Annotated in this window: 14 protein-coding genes; 7 read left to right on the top strand and 7 right to left on the bottom strand. The window is 55.9% G+C overall.

Translation table 11 applies throughout. From position 1 onward, the window contains the following. Positions 1 to 216: 216 nt before the first annotated feature. On the bottom strand, positions 217 to 687 hold the full coding sequence (bcp, locus tag IM282_RS10015; RefSeq protein WP_022648972.1) for a thioredoxin-dependent thiol peroxidase: 471 nt from the start codon (positions 685 to 687) through the stop codon (positions 217 to 219). After that, complete coding sequence (locus tag IM282_RS10020) at positions 687 to 1256, bottom strand: glycine cleavage system transcriptional repressor (RefSeq protein WP_000213743.1); 570 nt, start codon at positions 1254 to 1256, stop codon at positions 687 to 689. Before IM282_RS10020 ends, bcp begins: the two co-directional genes overlap by 1 nt. Positions 1257 to 1401: 145 nt before the next feature. Here IM282_RS10020 and dapA point away from each other — a divergent pair, with 145 nt between their 5' ends. From dapA to ypfH, 6 genes are all read left to right on the top strand, one after another. Continuing rightward, positions 1402 to 2280: a 4-hydroxy-tetrahydrodipicolinate synthase gene (gene dapA / locus IM282_RS10025; RefSeq protein WP_003860542.1), complete on the top strand. Its 879-nt coding sequence runs from the start codon at positions 1402 to 1404 to the stop codon at positions 2278 to 2280. Between the two features lie 16 nt (positions 2281 to 2296). After that, a complete protein-coding gene (gene bamC, locus IM282_RS10030; RefSeq protein WP_022648971.1) occupies positions 2297 to 3331 on the top strand; it encodes an outer membrane protein assembly factor BamC in 1035 nt (344 codons plus the stop codon). A 109-nt stretch (positions 3332 to 3440) separates the two neighbouring features. Next, positions 3441 to 4154 (top strand): phosphoribosylaminoimidazolesuccinocarboxamide synthase, encoded by a 714-nt coding sequence (gene purC, locus IM282_RS10035; protein WP_001171626.1) that lies wholly within the window; start codon positions 3441 to 3443, stop codon positions 4152 to 4154. Between the two features lie 120 nt (positions 4155 to 4274). Further along, positions 4275 to 5144: a neutral zinc metallopeptidase gene (locus IM282_RS10040; RefSeq protein WP_022648970.1), complete on the top strand. Its 870-nt coding sequence runs from the start codon at positions 4275 to 4277 to the stop codon at positions 5142 to 5144. After that, positions 5144 to 7090 carry a tRNA(Met) cytidine acetyltransferase TmcA gene (locus tag IM282_RS10045; protein WP_192970368.1) on the top strand — a complete coding sequence of 649 codons (1947 nt, stop codon included), beginning with the start codon at positions 5144 to 5146 and terminating at the stop codon, positions 7088 to 7090. Before IM282_RS10040 ends, IM282_RS10045 begins: the two co-directional genes overlap by 1 nt. Positions 7091 to 7163: 73 nt before the next feature. After that, positions 7164 to 7859 (top strand): esterase, encoded by a 696-nt coding sequence (gene ypfH / locus IM282_RS10050; RefSeq protein WP_038416485.1) that lies wholly within the window; start codon positions 7164 to 7166, stop codon positions 7857 to 7859. Between the two features lie 38 nt (positions 7860 to 7897). Here ypfH and IM282_RS10055 read toward each other — a convergent pair whose 3' ends face one another. The 3 genes from IM282_RS10055 to IM282_RS10065 are packed head-to-tail and all read right to left on the bottom strand — an operon-like array spanning position 7898 to position 9607. Further along, positions 7898 to 8095 (bottom strand): YpfN family protein, encoded by a 198-nt coding sequence (locus IM282_RS10055; RefSeq protein ID WP_000383991.1) that lies wholly within the window; start codon positions 8093 to 8095, stop codon positions 7898 to 7900. A gap of 24 nt (positions 8096 to 8119) precedes the next feature. Further along, on the bottom strand, positions 8120 to 9247 hold the full coding sequence (gene dapE / locus IM282_RS10060) for a succinyl-diaminopimelate desuccinylase (protein ID WP_017383496.1): 1128 nt from the start codon (positions 9245 to 9247) through the stop codon (positions 8120 to 8122). Positions 9248 to 9250: 3 nt separating this feature from the next. After that, positions 9251 to 9607 carry an ArsC family reductase gene (locus IM282_RS10065; RefSeq protein ID WP_045309148.1) on the bottom strand — a complete coding sequence of 119 codons (357 nt, stop codon included), beginning with the start codon at positions 9605 to 9607 and terminating at the stop codon, positions 9251 to 9253. Positions 9608 to 9994: 387 nt separating this feature from the next. Here IM282_RS10065 and ypfM point away from each other — a divergent pair, with 387 nt between their 5' ends. Beyond that, the gene (gene ypfM / locus IM282_RS10070) at positions 9995 to 10054 is read left to right on the top strand and encodes a protein YpfM (protein ID WP_100181659.1); all 60 of its coding nucleotides are present in this window, start codon (positions 9995 to 9997) and stop codon (positions 10052 to 10054) included. 110 nt (positions 10055 to 10164) lie between these two features. Here ypfM and acrD read toward each other — a convergent pair whose 3' ends face one another. Together acrD and narQ are read right to left on the bottom strand one after the other, a co-directional pair. Then, positions 10165 to 13278 (bottom strand): multidrug efflux RND transporter permease AcrD, encoded by a 3114-nt coding sequence (acrD, locus tag IM282_RS10075; protein WP_045621185.1) that lies wholly within the window; start codon positions 13276 to 13278, stop codon positions 10165 to 10167. A 141-nt stretch (positions 13279 to 13419) separates the two neighbouring features. After that, positions 13420 to 15114 carry a nitrate/nitrite two-component system sensor histidine kinase NarQ gene (gene narQ, locus IM282_RS10080; RefSeq protein ID WP_192970369.1) on the bottom strand — a complete coding sequence of 565 codons (1695 nt, stop codon included), beginning with the start codon at positions 15112 to 15114 and terminating at the stop codon, positions 13420 to 13422. Positions 15115 to 15201: the final 87 nt, after the last annotated feature.

The following is a 15201-nucleotide window of genomic DNA, read 5'->3' on the forward strand; positions in this document are numbered from 1 at the left end:
CCTGGCACGTTCACCGGTCATATCGTTACAGAGTAGCAAGGAACATAAAGTGAACGGAATGACCACCACTGCCGTATGTTCCCCTCACCCTAACCCTCTCCCCGGAGGGGCGAGGGGATTGCTCAGTGCTCGCATTAATTTGTGGGGAACCCTCAGCCCACGGGGAGAGGGGGCAAACACTAAAAACGGCAACCTGGGTTGCCGTTTTGCTGTTTATCAGGCGCTTTGTTTCAGCCAGTTCAACACCACGTCGTGGTGGTTGCTGGTTTTGAAATCATCAAACACGTGCTCAACTTTACCGTCAGCGTCAATCAGGAAGCTGATGCGGTGAATACCGTCGTACGTTTTGCCCATAAAGGACTTCTCACCCCAGACGCCAAACTGCTCGCAAACCTGGTGGTCTTCATCGGAAAGCAGCGTGAAGTTCAGCAGCTCTTTTTCCGCAAAACGTGACAGCTTCTCTGGTTTATCGGTGCTGATGCCCAGCACTTCCACACCGACCTTTTTCAACTCATCCATGTTGTCGCGTAAACCGCAGGCCTGTACGGTACAGCCCGGGGTCATGGCTTTCGGGTAGAAATAGACCAGAACACGCTGTCCCTGGAAGTCGGTCAAATTTACTTGCTCGCCGTCTTGATCCGGTAAGCTAAATTTCGGTGCGATATCACCGGCTTTCAGTGGGTTCATTACTCAACTCCATCCTGTTCGTGCTGCGAATAATCGACGACGCTTATACTGCCTTGCGCGTGTAATTCTGTACAGAGGGCTTTGAACGCTTGCTCGATATTTGACGCATCCTGCGAGGCAGGGCTGTGGGCGGTAATTTGAATAAACAGCGTCGGGATGGCGTTTTCATCGCCAGGCTGCGTGCGGGAAACCAGTTCGGCAATGTTCATCTGATGGCTGTCAAACAGTGCCGTAAAACGTTCAATCAGATGAGGTGAATCAGGCACTTCAACCTGTACCCAGACTGTGGCAGGCAGAGCCGGACGCGGGCGCGCGGTGGTGCGCTTCATCACAATCAGTAAATCCAGCTCTGCGCCTTTCAGCGGCAGGGTAGATTCGATGAGGGTAATGGCATTCCATGTTCCGGAAAGCAGCATGATGAACGTGAACTCTTCGCCAAGCATAGCCAGCCGGCTGTCTTCGATATTGCAGCCGCAGCTGCTCACGTGGCGAGTGATGGTATTCACGATACCCGGCCTGTCAGCACCCAGCGCAGTGATAACCAGGTAATGTTGTGATGAGGTTGTCAAACCTGTTCTTCCTTTGCGTGGTTAAGTCTTCCTAAGGAAAGCATAAAAAAAACATGCATACAACCGCCTGAGAGCCTCAGGTCGCTTGCTTTTATTACAGTTCCAAACGTAACATTGAGGCTCTTGTTCGCACAGAGGATGGCTCATGTTCACGGGAAGTATTGTCGCGCTTGTTACACCGATGGATGAAAAAGGTAATGTCTGCCGGTCAAGCATGAAGAAGCTCATTGATTACCATGTCGCCAATGGAACCTCGGCGATCGTTTCGGTAGGGACTACCGGTGAATCCGCCACGCTGAGCCACGAAGAGCACGGCGATGTTGTGATGCTGACCCTGGAACTGGCGGACGGGCGTATTCCGGTCATCGCGGGTACGGGCGCAAACGCAACGGCAGAGGCCATTAGCCTGACTCAGCGTTTTAACGACAGCGGCATTGTTGGCTGTCTGACGGTGACCCCTTACTACAACCGCCCAACTCAGGAAGGTTTGTTCCAGCATTTCAAAGCCATCGCTGAACATACTGACTTGCCACAAATTCTGTATAATGTGCCGTCCCGTACCGGTTGCGATATGCTGCCGGAAACCGTTGGCCGTCTCTCGAAAGTAAAAAATATTATCGGGATTAAAGAGGCGACAGGGAACTTAAGCCGCGTTCATCAGATCAAAGAGCTGGTTTCAGACGACTTTATCCTGTTGAGCGGTGATGATGCGACCGCACTGGACTTTATGCAGCTCGGTGGTAACGGCGTTATTTCCGTGACGGCGAACGTGGCGGCGCGTGATATGGCTGACATGTGCAAACTGGCCGCAGCCGGTCACTTTGATGAAGCTCGCGTGATTAATCAGCGTCTGATGCCGTTGCATAATAAATTATTTGTCGAACCCAATCCGATCCCAGTGAAATGGGCATGTAAGGAGTTGGGGCTTGTAGCAACCGACACGCTGCGTCTGCCAATGACACCGATTACCGACCATGGTCGTGAAATTGTCGCTGGCGCGCTGAAGCATGCCGGTTTGCTGTAAAGTTTAGGGAGATTTGATGGCTTATTCAGTACAGAAGTCGCGCCTGGCCAAGGTTGCGGGTGTTTCGCTTGTTATGCTCCTCGCTGCCTGTAGTTCAGACTCGCGCTACAAGCGCCAGGTGAGCGGTGATGAATCCTATCTGGATGCGCCGCCGCTTGCTGAACTTCACGCGCCTGCCGGCATGATCCTGCCGATCCAGAACGGTGATTATAATATTCCGGTTACCAACGGCAGCGGCCTGGTGGGTAAAGCGCTCGATATTCGTCCGCCAGCTCAGCCTCTGGCGCTGGTGAGTGGCGCGCGCACGCAGTTCACCGGTGATACAGCTTCTCTGCTGGTGGAAAGCGCACGCGGTACCACGCTGTGGCCGCAGGTTGTGAGCGTCATTCAGTCGAAAAACTATACGATTGATAAACGCGACGACGCCAGCCAGACCTTAACCACCGACTGGATTGAGTGGAACCGTCTCGATGAAGACCAGCAGTATCGTGGTCGTTATCAAGTCTCCGTTAAGCCGCAGGGTTATCAGCAGGCGGTTACCGTTAAGCTGTTGAATCTTGAGCAGGCAGGTAAACCGGTTGCCGATCCGTCCGCCATGCAGCGCTACAGTACCGAAATGCTGAACGTGATTGCAGCGGGTCTGGATAAGAACGCTGCTGATGCCGCAAACGCCGCGCAGAACCGTAACGGCTCAACGTTTGACGTGCAGAGCGGTGCAGACGATACCGGCCTGCCAATGCTGGTGGTGCGTGCGCCGTTTAACCAGACCTGGCAGCGTCTGCCAGCCACGCTGGAAAAAGTGGGCATGAAGGTGACCGACAGCACCCGTTCAACGGGCAGCATCACAGCGACCTATAAGCCGCTGTCTGAAAGTGCCTGGCAGGAGCTGGGGGCAAGCGATCCACAGTTGCCTTCCGGTGACTACAAAATCCAGGTCGGCGACCTCGATAACCGCAGCAGCCTGCAGTTTATCGATCCGAAAGGACACACGCTGACCCAGGCGCAGAACGATGCGCTGGTCGCTGCCTTCCAGGCCGCATTCAGCAAATAATAGTGAGGGCTGGTTAATCCAGCCCTTTTTATTTTCGTGCCACGCAAACGTGTGCGTGGCATAATATAGCCAGTTTTGAATACAAATCATCACACCAGGAGTAATGAAGATGCAGAAGCAAGCTGAGTTGTATCGTGGCAAAGCGAAAACCGTATACAGCACGGAAAACCCGGATCTGTTGGTGCTCGAATTCCGCAATGATACGTCAGCAGGAGACGGCGCACGCATTGAGCAGTTCGATCGTAAGGGCATGGTGAACAACAAGTTCAACCACTTCATTATGACCAAACTGGCCGAAGCCGGTATCCCGACTCAGATGGAAGCGTTGTTGTCCGATACGGAATGTCTGGTAAAAAAACTGGATATGGTGCCGGTTGAGTGCGTGATCCGTAACCGTGCCGCAGGCTCCCTGGTGAAGCGTCTGGGCATTGAAGAGGGTATCGAACTGAATCCACCGCTGTTCGATCTGTTCCTGAAAAACGACGCCATGCATGACCCGATGGTCAACGAATCCTACTGCGAAACCTTCGGCTGGGTCAGCAAAGAGAACCTGGCGCGCATGCAGGAACTGACCTACAAAGCCAACGACGTGCTGAAAAAGCTGTTTGATGACGCGGGCCTGATCCTGGTCGACTTCAAGCTGGAGTTCGGTCTGTACAAAGGCGAAGTGGTGCTGGGCGACGAGTTCTCTCCTGACGGCAGCCGCCTGTGGGACAAAGAGACGCTGGATAAAATGGACAAAGACCGTTTCCGCCAGAGTCTGGGTGGCGTGGTCGAAGCGTACGAAGCGGTTGCTCACCGTTTAGGCGTTAAGCTCGACTAAACTGCGCATTTGCCAAAGGATGTTGGCATCCTTTGGCGTCTTATCCTTGTTTACTATGGTAATCCTTTCATTAACCGCCTACGATCATAGCTATTATAAATGGAATAGTTCGAGGTGTTTATGCGCTGGCAAGGGCGTCGTGAAAGTGACAACGTAGAAGACAGACGCAGCAGTGGTGGCGGTGGTCCGTCTATGGGCGGGCCAGGTTTCCGGTTACCCAGCGGCAAGGGCGGTATTATTCTGCTGGTCGTCGTGCTGGTAGCGGGCTACTACGGTGTCGACCTGACCGGTTTGATGACCGGTGAAACCGGGCAACAGCAGCAGTATTCTCAGCGCTCCATCAGCCCGAATGAAGATGAAGCGGCGAAATTTACTTCCGTTATTCTCGCGACGACCGAAGATACCTGGGGTCAGCAGTTCGAGAAAATGGGGCGGACTTATCAGCCGCCAAAACTGGTGATGTACCGGGGAGCAACCCGCACGGGCTGCGGCACCGGGCAGTCCGTTATGGGGCCGTTCTACTGCCCGGCGGACAGCACCGTCTATATCGATCTCTCCTTCTATGACGACATGAAAAGCAAGCTGGGCGCCGACGGCGATTTTGCCCAGGGCTACGTGATCGCGCATGAAGTCGGCCACCATGTGCAGAAGCTCCTCGGCATTGAACCTAAAGTGCGTCAGATGCAGCAGAATGCGTCTCAGGCGGAGGTGAATCATCTCTCCGTACGCATGGAGCTTCAGGCCGACTGCTTCGCTGGCGTCTGGGGACACAGCATGCAGCAGCAGGGCGTGCTGGAAACAGGCGATCTGGAAGAGGCTCTGAATGCCGCACAGGCGATTGGTGACGATCGCTTGCAGCAGCAAAGCCAGGGGCGCGTTGTGCCGGACAGCTTTACCCATGGCACCTCAGAGCAGCGCTACAGCTGGTTTAAGCGTGGCTTTGACAGCGGCAACCCGTCGCAGTGTAATACCTTCGGCAAAGCTATGTGATGTTGGGGGTTGAACAGCTGGTTAACCAGCTTCAGCGTACCGGGCACCGCCGGCTGGTGGTGCTTAGCGGCGATGAAGCGTGGACGTTGAGCCAGGCGACCATCCTGCGCGATACGTTACCAGGAGACTGGCTGTGGCTGGAGGAAAACCCCTCTAAGGCCATCAGCGGCCTGCTGGGACGTGAATATCTGCACGCCGTTTTTGACGCGCGTCGCGGGTTTGACGTCTCGGCCTTCGCCGCCCTCAGCGGGACCCTGCGCGCCGGAAGCCTTCTGGTGCTGCTGGTGCCGCCGTTCTCCGTCTGGGCTAACAGGCCCGACGCGGATTCTCTACGCTGGAGCGACAGCGCAGAGCCGATCGCCACCCCGCACTTTGTTTACCATTTTTGCCGGAAGCTGGCCGCCGATTCAGATGCTATCGTCTGGCATCAACATCGTCCGCTGTGCCTTCCCGTTGCGCCAGATTTACCCGCCTGGCAGCCCGCCAGCGGTGAACCGCAGCGCGAGCAGGCTGCGATCCTCGATGCGCTTCTGACCATGTCTGCTGGCGTGGCTGCCGTGACGGCCCCGCGCGGACGAGGAAAGTCCGCCCTGGCGGGCATGTTGCTCAACGGCATTCAGGGTAGTGCTGTAGTGACCGCACCGGCAAAAGGGGCGACGGATGTCATCGCGCGTTTCGCTGGGGAACATTTTCACTTTATGGCCCCGGATGCGCTGCTGGCCTCCACAACAGAAGCTGACTGGCTGATTGTCGATGAGGCGGCCGCCATCCCCGGCCCGCTGCTCGAGAAACTGACGATGCGCTTTCCCCGCGTGTTGTTGACCACTACGGTGCAGGGTTATGAAGGCACGGGCAGGGGATTCCTGCTGAAGTTCTGCGCCCGGTTCAGCGGTCTGCGGCGATATACCTTATCAACCCCTGTACGCTGGGCTGCCGGATGTCCTCTTGAGCGAATCGTGGCGAACGCGCTGCTGTTCGACGATGCGCTTATCGATCGCAAACCGGCAGGGGAGGTAAGTTTAACGTCGCTGGAGCCCGGGGTGTGGGAGAGCGATCCGGCGCGCGGGGCAGGCGTGTATGAACTGCTGTGTGCCGCGCACTACCGGACGTCCCCCCTCGATTTACGCCGGATGATGGACGCCCCCGGCCAGCACTTTGCTGTTGCTCATGCGGGCGCGGAGATCGCTGGCGCGCTCTGGCTGGTGGAGGAGGGGGGATTACCCCCTGAACTTAGCCGCGCAGTATGGGCGGGGTTTCGTCGGCCGCGTGGAAATCTGGTGGCACAGTCGCTGGCGGCGCACGGCGGATCGCCTCTCGCGGCGACGCTGAAAGGCCGACGCGTCAGCCGTATTGCGGTTCATCCTCATCGCCAGCGGGAAGGCATCGGCCAGGGGCTGATCCGCAGTGCCAGCGGAGAAGATTATCTCTCGGTCAGCTTTGGCTATACCGACGAGCTGTGGCGTTTCTGGCGGCAGTGCGGGTTTGTGCTGGTGCGAATGGGCAGCCACCGGGAGGCCAGCAGCGGGTGCTATACGGCGATGGCGTTGCTGCCGCTGAGCGAGGCGGGGCATCAGCTCTGCGAAGAGGCGCATCAGCGTTTATGTCGTGATATGCGCGTCCTGTCGGCCTGGAATGGCGAAAAGATCCCGGTGATGGATGCATGGGAAGCTACCCTTAATAGTGACGACTGGCTGGAGCTGGCGGGGTTTGCCTTTGCGCACCGGGCGTTTTCAACCTCGGTTGCGGCGCTAACGCGATTGTTGTTAGCCGTGGATATGCCGCTCCCGGCGCTGCGTGGGAAAATGGAGGGGAATACGCACGATTTCGGGCGCAAAGCGTTGCTGGCGAAGCTACGCGAGGAAACCGCTCACGCTCTTGAAAGGCTTGATTACTCTCGTAGCCAGCGGCTGAAAGCCGACATTTTGCAATGGCAATTTTTTCAATGACTTCTTCAGTAAAGTGGCATGGTCATTACCCCGCAGAGGCGTAAAATCCTGCTTAACAATTAAGGAGATCGCCATGAAACATGACCATTTTGTTGTGCAAAGCCCGGATACACCTGCTAAACAGCTACTGCTTCTGTTTCATGGCGTGGGCGACAATGCCGTCAATATGGGACAGATTGGCAGCTGGTTTGCACCCGTTTTCCCACACGCGCTGATCGTCAGTATCGGCGGCGTGGAGCCCTGCGGTCCGGACGGGCGGCAGTGGTTTTCCGTCGAGGGCGTGACGGAGGAAAATCGTCAGGCACGTATTGATGCCGTTATGCCAGCCTTTATCAATACCGTGCGTTACTGGCAGCAGCAAAGCGGCGTAGGTGCCAATGCAACAGCGCTGATTGGCTTCTCTCAGGGCTCAATCATGTCGCTGGAAAGCGTAAAAGCGCAGCCCGGACTGGTGTCCCGCGTGATTGCCTTCAATGGGCGTTTTGCGACGTTACCGCAAAGCGCGACCACGCAGACCACGATCCATCTCATTCATGGGGGTGAAGACCGGGTAATTGAGCTTTCGCATGCGGTTGCGGCCCAGGACGCGCTGATGCGTGAAGGCGGGGATGTGACGCTGGATATCGTGGACGATCTGGGGCATGCCATTGACGATCGCAGCATGCAGTTCGCGCTCGATCATCTGCGTTATACCGTACCGAAGCACTACTTTGATGAAGCGCTCAGCGGCGGTAAGCCGAATGACGATGATATCGTCGAGTTTATGTGAGGTTTCCCCTCTCCTTAGGGAGAGGGGAAACAGAGCGATTACTTCTTCTGGTCCTTCTTCGGCCAGTCGTCTTCATCGTCCCACTTGTCGTTAAAATCACGGTGCGGCGGAAGATCCGGTTTGTTGGCAAGGAACTTTTTGTGGTCAACGCGCTTGAGATCTTTAATCACGTTAAGCAGCACGCCTACCAGAAACACCAACACCAGAATCCACCAGTACTTTGAAAGCCAGTCCATTCGCTAATCCTCTTTAAGCACCCGTCAGGCGACGAGCTGCTCCATAATACGTTGATACATGCGGGCCAGCAGTTGTAAATCGGCAGCGTTCACGCATTCATTGATTTTGTGAATCGTCGCGTTAACCGGACCCAGTTCGACAACCTGTGCGCCCATGCGGGCGATAAAGCGTCCGTCAGACGTGCCGCCTGTTGTCAGCAGCTGTGGCTTAATCTCATTATAGTGCGCGATGGCGTTCACTACCGCATCCACCAGTTTACCGCGCTGCGTCAGGAACGGCTGGCCAGACAGCCACCAGTCGAGGGTATAGCGCAGCTGGTATTTTTCGAGCAGCGCAATCACGCGCGCTTTGATCATCTCGTCGGTCAGTTCGGTGCTGAAGCGGAAGTTAAACTGGACGAAGAGATCGCCGGGAATGACGTTGTTGCTGCCAGTGCCGGCCTTGATGTTGGCTATCTGCATGCTGGTTGGCGGGAAAAATTCGTTGCCTTTATCCCATTCAATGCCCACCAGTTCGTTCAGCATCGGCGCGGCGCGGTGTACCGGGTTATCCGCCAGGTGCGGATAGGCAACGTGGCCCTGCACGCCATGAATAGTCAAATTGCAGGTCAGGGATCCACGGCGGCCATTTTTCACCACATCGCCCACTACTTCGGTGCTGGACGGTTCGCCCACCAGACAGTAGTCCAGACGTTCATTGCGCGCCATCAGCGCCTCAACGACCTTCACGGTGCCGTTGTGGGCGCTGGCTTCTTCATCGGAGGTAATCAAAAACGCAAGACGGTTTTTATGGTTCGGATGCTGGGCGACGAAACGCTCTGCCGCCACGACCATCGCAGCCAGGGAACCTTTCATATCCGCAGCGCCTCGTCCGAAAAGCATGCCGTCGCGGATGGTTGGCTCAAAAGGCGGGTTGATCCAGCGGTCTGCGTCGCCTGCGGGAACTACGTCGGTATGTCCGGCAAACGCCAGCGTCTCCCCCTGACCGCGCCATGCCCAGAAGTTCTGCGTATCGCCAAAATCCATGTGCTCGACGGTAAAACCGATGGCACGCAGGCGCTCAATCATTAATGCCTGACAACCTGCGTCGTCCGGGCTAAGGGAAGGACGGCGAATAAGCTGCTGAGTCAGCTCAATGACCGGGCATGACATAGACTACACCTCAACGAATAAATCTGAATAAAGGGTTTCACTGAAACCCAGCAGCATAGGCTGACCTGGCTTGCAGAGCAATGGGCGTTTGATGATTGCCGGCATTTCAAGCATCAGTTTGGCTGCGCTGTCGGCGTTGTTGATCGTGGCCCGGAGAGATTCATCCAGTTTTCGCCAGGTGGTCCCGCGGGTGTTCAGCAGCGCTTCCCAGCCCAGTTCATTGATGGCGGAATGGAGAAACGCGGGGTCAAGCCCGTCGGCACGGTAATCATGGAAGCGATAGTCGATGTTGTGTGCTTCCAGCCAGCGGCGGGCTTTTTTAATCGTATCGCAATTCTTAATGCCGTACATCACAACCATAGTGAATCCTTTTGTTCTTGTGTGGGTTAAATGTTCAATATTTTCGAAGATATATCCTTAAGTGGAATATAACATATTCGGAATTTTTCGTGATTTACAATTCTCCATAATTCAACGAACAGCTGTACGCTGAATAGTGTTCCATCTTTTAAGCATAGTTGTCCACTCTGTATAAATTGCCAATAAACTCAGGGGGAAATTAAAAATGCTGTCATTTTTCTGACTATTTCAAAATATTGCTGTGGGTCACATAAAATTTACCCGGCAACGCTCATAGTGATCCTAAACCTACCTGCACAGCGAGGCTCAATCACAGCAATCGGTTAAAGTGGCTTCACAATGATGATACGTTTTCGTAGAATGCACATAATAATAAGAGAGGTTGTTATGATTGAACATGAACTGGGGAACTGGAAAGATTTTATCGAAGGCATGCTTCGTAAATGAATTTCCGGTAAGAAATGCAAGAGCACTTAATTAACTAAAATAACCATAGTGTGAAAGAATCACACAATAAAAAGGCGGCCTGTAAAGCCGCCTTTTTTTATTTCAACGGGTTATTCCGGCTTATCCTTCAGCGGGAAACGACGGCGTATCAGCACAAAGAACAGCGGTACGAAATAGATAGCCAGAATCGTCGCTGAAATCATTCCCCCCATAACGCCCGTTCCCACCGCGTGCTGGCTGCTGGAGCCTGCGCCGGAGCTGGTGGCCATCGGCAGGACGCCAAATACAAACGCCAGAGAAGTCATCAGGATCGGGCGCAGGCGCTGACGACAGGCGTGCAGCGTGGCGGCCATCAGTTCGTGACCTTTGGCATTCATCTCATTGGCAAATTCGACGATCAGAATGGCGTTTTTCGCCGACAATCCGATTACGGTGAGGAGTCCTACCTGGAAATAGACATCGTTTTCCAGGCCACGCATCCAGGTTGCCAGCAGCGCGCCGATGACCCCGAGAGGCACCACCAGCATTACCGAGAACGGTACTGACCAGCTTTCATACAGCGCCGCCAGGCAGAGGAACACCACCAGCAGCGAAAGGGCATACAGGGCAGGCGCCTGCGCGCCGGAAAGCCGTTCCTGGTAGGACATCGCCGTCCACTCCAGGCCAAAGCCGGTCGGTAACTGCTGAACCAGTTTTTCCATAATGTCCATTGCGGTACCGGTACTGACGCCAGGCGCGGCTTCACCGACAATCTCCAGCGCCGAATAGCCGTTGTAACGCTCCAGACGCGGCGAACCGGTCTCCCAGCGTGACGTCGCAAACGCCGAGAACGGCACCATGCCGCCGGTGTTATTGCGCACATACCAGCGGTTGATATCGTCCGGCAGCATGCGGTATTTGGCAGCAGACTGAACGTAGACCTTTTTCACGCGACCGCGATCCATAAAGTCATTCACGTAGCTTGAGCCCCATGCCGTTTGCAGGGTGTCGTTAATGTCGTCGATGGAGACGCCCAGCGCCTGCGCTTTACGCTGGTCGATATCCACCTGTAGCTGAGGGCTGTCATCCAGACCGTTATGACGAACGCGGGTAAGCTGCGGCTCTTTCCCGGCCAGCTCGAGCAGTTTATCGCGAGCTGCCATCAACGCGTCATGCCCGGCACCCGCGTGATCCTGAAGCTCCATATCAAATCCGGCTGAGCTGCCCAGGCCACTGATAGCGGGCGGGCTGCTGGCGAAAACGCGCGCTTCCTTGATTTTGTTGAACGCTTTAGTTGCACGTTCAATGATGGCAAAGGAGGAGCCGCTATCGCTGTCGCGCTGGTCCCAGTCTTTCAGGCGCACAAACATACGCGCCACGTTCTGCCCGTTACCACCAGGGCCAGAGCCGACGGTGGAGAAGACGGAGACCACGTTATCCTTCTCCTGAGTATGGAAGTAGTTCTCAACCTTCTGCACCACTTTCAGGGTCTGCTGCTGGGTCGAGCCGCTCGGTAACTGTACGGAGGTGATAAACATGCCGCGATCTTCCAGCGGCAGGAACGAGGTTGGCAGCCGCAGGAATAAGAAGACCATGCCGCCGAGCAGCAGGACATAAACCACCATCCAGCGCACGCTGCGGTGCAGTACTTTACCCACGCCCGCTTCATAGCGCGCCGCATTTCGGTTAAACATGCGGTTAAACCAGCCGAAGAAGCCTTTTTGACCGTGGTGTTCGCCCTTATGCAGCGGTTTGAGCAGCGTCGAGCACAGAGCAGGGGTAAGGATCATCGCCACCAGTACGGAGAGCACCATCGCAGAGACGATGGTGATCGAGAACTGGCGATAAATCGCGCCCGTAGTGCCGCCAAAAAACGCCATCGGGATAAATACCGCCGACAGCACCATGGCGATACCGACCAGCGCACCCTGAATTTGCCCCATCGATTTACGCGTGGCCTCGCGGGGCGAAAGCCCTTCCTCGCTCATGATGCGCTCGACGTTTTCCACCACCACGATGGCATCATCCACCAGCAGGCCGATGGCCAGCACCATGGCGAACATGGTCAGGGTGTTGATGCTGTAACCGAAGGCATACAGCACCGCAAAGGTTCCCAGCAACACCACCGGCACCGCAATGGTGGGGATCAGCGTGGCGCGGAAGTTTTGCAGGAACAGGTACATCACGAGGAACACCAGCGCGATAGCTTCGAGCAGGGTTTTCACCACATCTTCGATGGAGGCTTTTACGAATGAGGTGGTTTCGTAGGCGACTTTGTACTCCAGTCCGTGCGGGAAGTAATGCGACAGCTCATCCAGACGCTCTAACACCCGCTGCGCGGTCGCCATTTCGTTAGCGCCGGAGGCCAGTTTCACCCCCAGGCCGGACGCAGCATTGCCGTTAAAGCGGCTCAGGTAGTCATATTTTTCCGCCCCCATTTCCACGGTGGCGACATCCCCCAGACGCACTTCCGAACCGTCCTGATTCACGCGCAGAGTGATATTGCGGAACTGTTCAGGCGTCTGGAGCAGCGACTGGGAGTTGATGGTGGCGTTAAGCGCCTGGTTATCCACGGACGGCGTACCACCGAGCTGCCCCACGGCAATCTGAGCGTTCTGCGATTCGATAGCGTCGGTGACATCTTTGGCGGTCATCTGCACGCTGTTCAGCTTGTTGGGATCCAGCCAGATACGCATGGAATACTGCGAGCCGTAGGCGTCGATATCACCCACGCCGTTGATACGGCTGAGCGGGTCCTGAATATTACTGGCGACGTAGTCCGCGATGTCCTGCTTATCCATCGAGCCATCGGTTGAAACAAACGCGATGGTCAAAATATTGGTGTCACCGGTCTTACGCACGGTCACCCCCTGGTTCTGCACCGCCTGAGGCAGTTTACGCAGGGCCGATTGCAGCTGGTTTTGCACCTGCTGCACCGCTTCGTCCGGATCCGTGCCCGCCGTAAAGCTCAGGGTTACCGTCGCCTGGCCCGTGGCGCTGCTCTGCGAGGACATGTACATCAGGTTATCAAGACCCGTCATGTTCTGCTCGATAACCTGCGTGACGGTATTTTCCAGCGTCTGTGCCGAGGCGCCAGGGTAGTTCGCCGTGATACGCACGTTAGGGGGGGCGAGGTCGGGGTATTGCTCAACAGGAAGGGAAGTAATCGCCAGGACACCCGTCAGACACAACAGGATTGCTAGCACCCAGGCAAAAATGGGGCGATCGATGAAAAAATTCGCCATTAAAATGTGACCTCGTTTTGCTGCACGTCATTATTGTTTATTGCCCGCCTAACTTTAGCGGTAAGGCCCAGGTCAAACGTGGAGAAATAAAGGAGATAATGTAAATTATCATGCGCTTTTTTCAGCGCGCCTTCTTTCCCGCTATTTTTCAGCCTGCGCCGCAGGTGTCCGGAACGTCACGCTGACCTGTGTACCGCCCTGTGGCGGCTGAGAAAAGTGTAATGTTCCGCCGAGCCGTCCCGCGCGTTCGCGCATGATATTCAGCCCGTAATGCCCCGGCGGTTCACTGGCGTCGCCGATACCAATACCGTTGTCGCGGATCGTGACCGTGTGAGTACCGTCCGCGGTGGTGACGCAGCTGACCACAATCTCGCTGGCGTCGGCATGTTTAATCGCATTCAGCACTGCCTCACGCACAATCTGTAAGAGGTGCACCTGTTTTTGCGCGTCCAGCGCAAGCGATGAGAGACGGCAGTCAAGCACCAGCTTCGCGCTGGTCTGGCTTTGCAAACCGTCGAGAGACTCCTGTAGCGCGGCAGGAAGATTGGCGTGGTTGAGCGTCAGGCGGAAGGTGGTGAGCAGCTCGCGTAGCTGATGCCAGGCGTTATTCAGCTCGCGGGAGAAGTCCGTAATAATGGTCTGCGCCGGGGCATTGTCGCCCGGCACGGCATGCTTCAGCAGCGTAAGCTGAATACGCAAATAGGAGAGCACCTGCGCCAGCGAATCATGCAACTCGCGCGCGATGGTGGCACGCTCTTCCATCAGCAGCAACTGCTGATAATGTTTCTGCGCCTGATTGAAATAGAGCCCCCGGCCCAGCATCGTCGCCACGCTTTCCATGAGCGGCAGCGGAACATCCCCGGTCGCGCTTTGCCAGCGCAGTTCGCCGTACAGGGTGTCCTGCATTAATACCGGTAAATTGTGCATTTTCTCACCCGGGGACTCCTGTCCTTCGTAAAGCTGCCAGTCGTCACTGGTGCGCAATTGCAGGTAATTCATCTGCGTATAGTCATGCACAATTTGCAAAATATGCCGGAAGCAGTGGCTGTCTATCTGCCCGGTATTCAACGCCTGTGAGCATTTGAACAGCATTTCAAGCTGCTGATGCGCTTCATTCAGGTGGCGGGTTTTTTCGGCAACGGAGTGCTCCAGGGAACGGTACAGGGTGTGTAATTCCGCCGACATATGGTTGAAGGCGCGGGAAAGCTGGCCCAGCTCGTTGGGAAGCATAATATCCGGCGCGGGGGTATCGAACTGCCCCTGTTCGATACGTTCGCTCGCTGCCACCAGATTATTCAGCGGCAGCACAACCTGACGGCGGATGCGCCGCAGGGTCACCACCGCCAGCAGCAGGATGCCCAGGCCGCCCGTCAGCGACATGAAAATCACCAGCTGTATCTTATGTTCGGTGTAGTGCTGTAGCGCCAGCACAAAGGCATCTATCCGGCCCACGAAATCCTCTATGTGGCTCTGATACCACCCGGTATCGCCGCTGGCGATACGCGTGTCCATCTCCTGCCAGCCAAGCTGCAACTGCTGGTAACGCTGTTTGACGTCCTCTGGCACATACCAGCGGTTTAGCTTCTGCAACGCAGGCGCGCTCAGCGTTTTCTGCCAGACCGCGCGGTGCTCTGCCAGTGACGGGCTGGCGCGCTGCATTTCGTAGCCCAGGCGGTAGCTCTGCATGCGCAGCGATCCGGCGATGTTAATCGCCTCGGCGTCGCGCTGGCTGCTGGCGAGTGTAACCAGCGCAATGGCGCTGATCAGAACGGACAAGACAATCATCGAAAAGAAAGCCCGAGCCAGGCTTCCCGATACGGGGCGTTTAACGGTCACTCATCAGCTTCCTGAATTAAATTGATCTGCCACAGGTTCACTGGAAATAGTTCGCCTTCCTGGGCATTTGAACATTGCGTCGCCATG

The sequence above is a fragment of the Enterobacter cloacae complex sp. P29RS genome (assembly GCF_014893445.1).
Lineage (GTDB): Bacteria > Pseudomonadota > Gammaproteobacteria > Enterobacterales > Enterobacteriaceae > Enterobacter > Enterobacter intestinihominis.

Bases quoted from the DNA above. Each gene is read 5' to 3' on its own strand.
- IM282_RS10055 (WP_000383991.1), bottom strand. From the start codon at position 8,095: ATGGACTGGCTTTCAAAGTACTGGTGGATTCTGGTGTTGGTGTTTCTG.
- dapA (WP_003860542.1), top strand. From the start codon at position 1,402: ATGTTCACGGGAAGTATTGTCGCGCTTGTTACACCGATGGATGAAAAA.
- dapE (WP_017383496.1), bottom strand. From the start codon at position 9,247: ATGTCATGCCCGGTCATTGAGCTGACTCAGCAGCTTATTCGCCGTCCT.
- bamC (WP_022648971.1), top strand. From the start codon at position 2,297: ATGGCTTATTCAGTACAGAAGTCGCGCCTGGCCAAGGTTGCGGGTGTT.
- bcp (WP_022648972.1), bottom strand. From the start codon at position 687: ATGAACCCACTGAAAGCCGGTGATATCGCACCGAAATTTAGCTTACCG.
- purC (WP_001171626.1), top strand. From the start codon at position 3,441: ATGCAGAAGCAAGCTGAGTTGTATCGTGGCAAAGCGAAAACCGTATAC.
- ypfH (WP_038416485.1), top strand. From the start codon at position 7,164: ATGAAACATGACCATTTTGTTGTGCAAAGCCCGGATACACCTGCTAAA.
- acrD (WP_045621185.1), bottom strand. From the start codon at position 13,278: ATGGCGAATTTTTTCATCGATCGCCCCATTTTTGCCTGGGTGCTAGCA.
- IM282_RS10065 (WP_045309148.1), bottom strand. From the start codon at position 9,607: ATGGTTGTGATGTACGGCATTAAGAATTGCGATACGATTAAAAAAGCC.
- IM282_RS10040 (WP_022648970.1), top strand. From the start codon at position 4,275: ATGCGCTGGCAAGGGCGTCGTGAAAGTGACAACGTAGAAGACAGACGC.
- IM282_RS10045 (WP_192970368.1), top strand. From the start codon at position 5,144: ATGTTGGGGGTTGAACAGCTGGTTAACCAGCTTCAGCGTACCGGGCAC.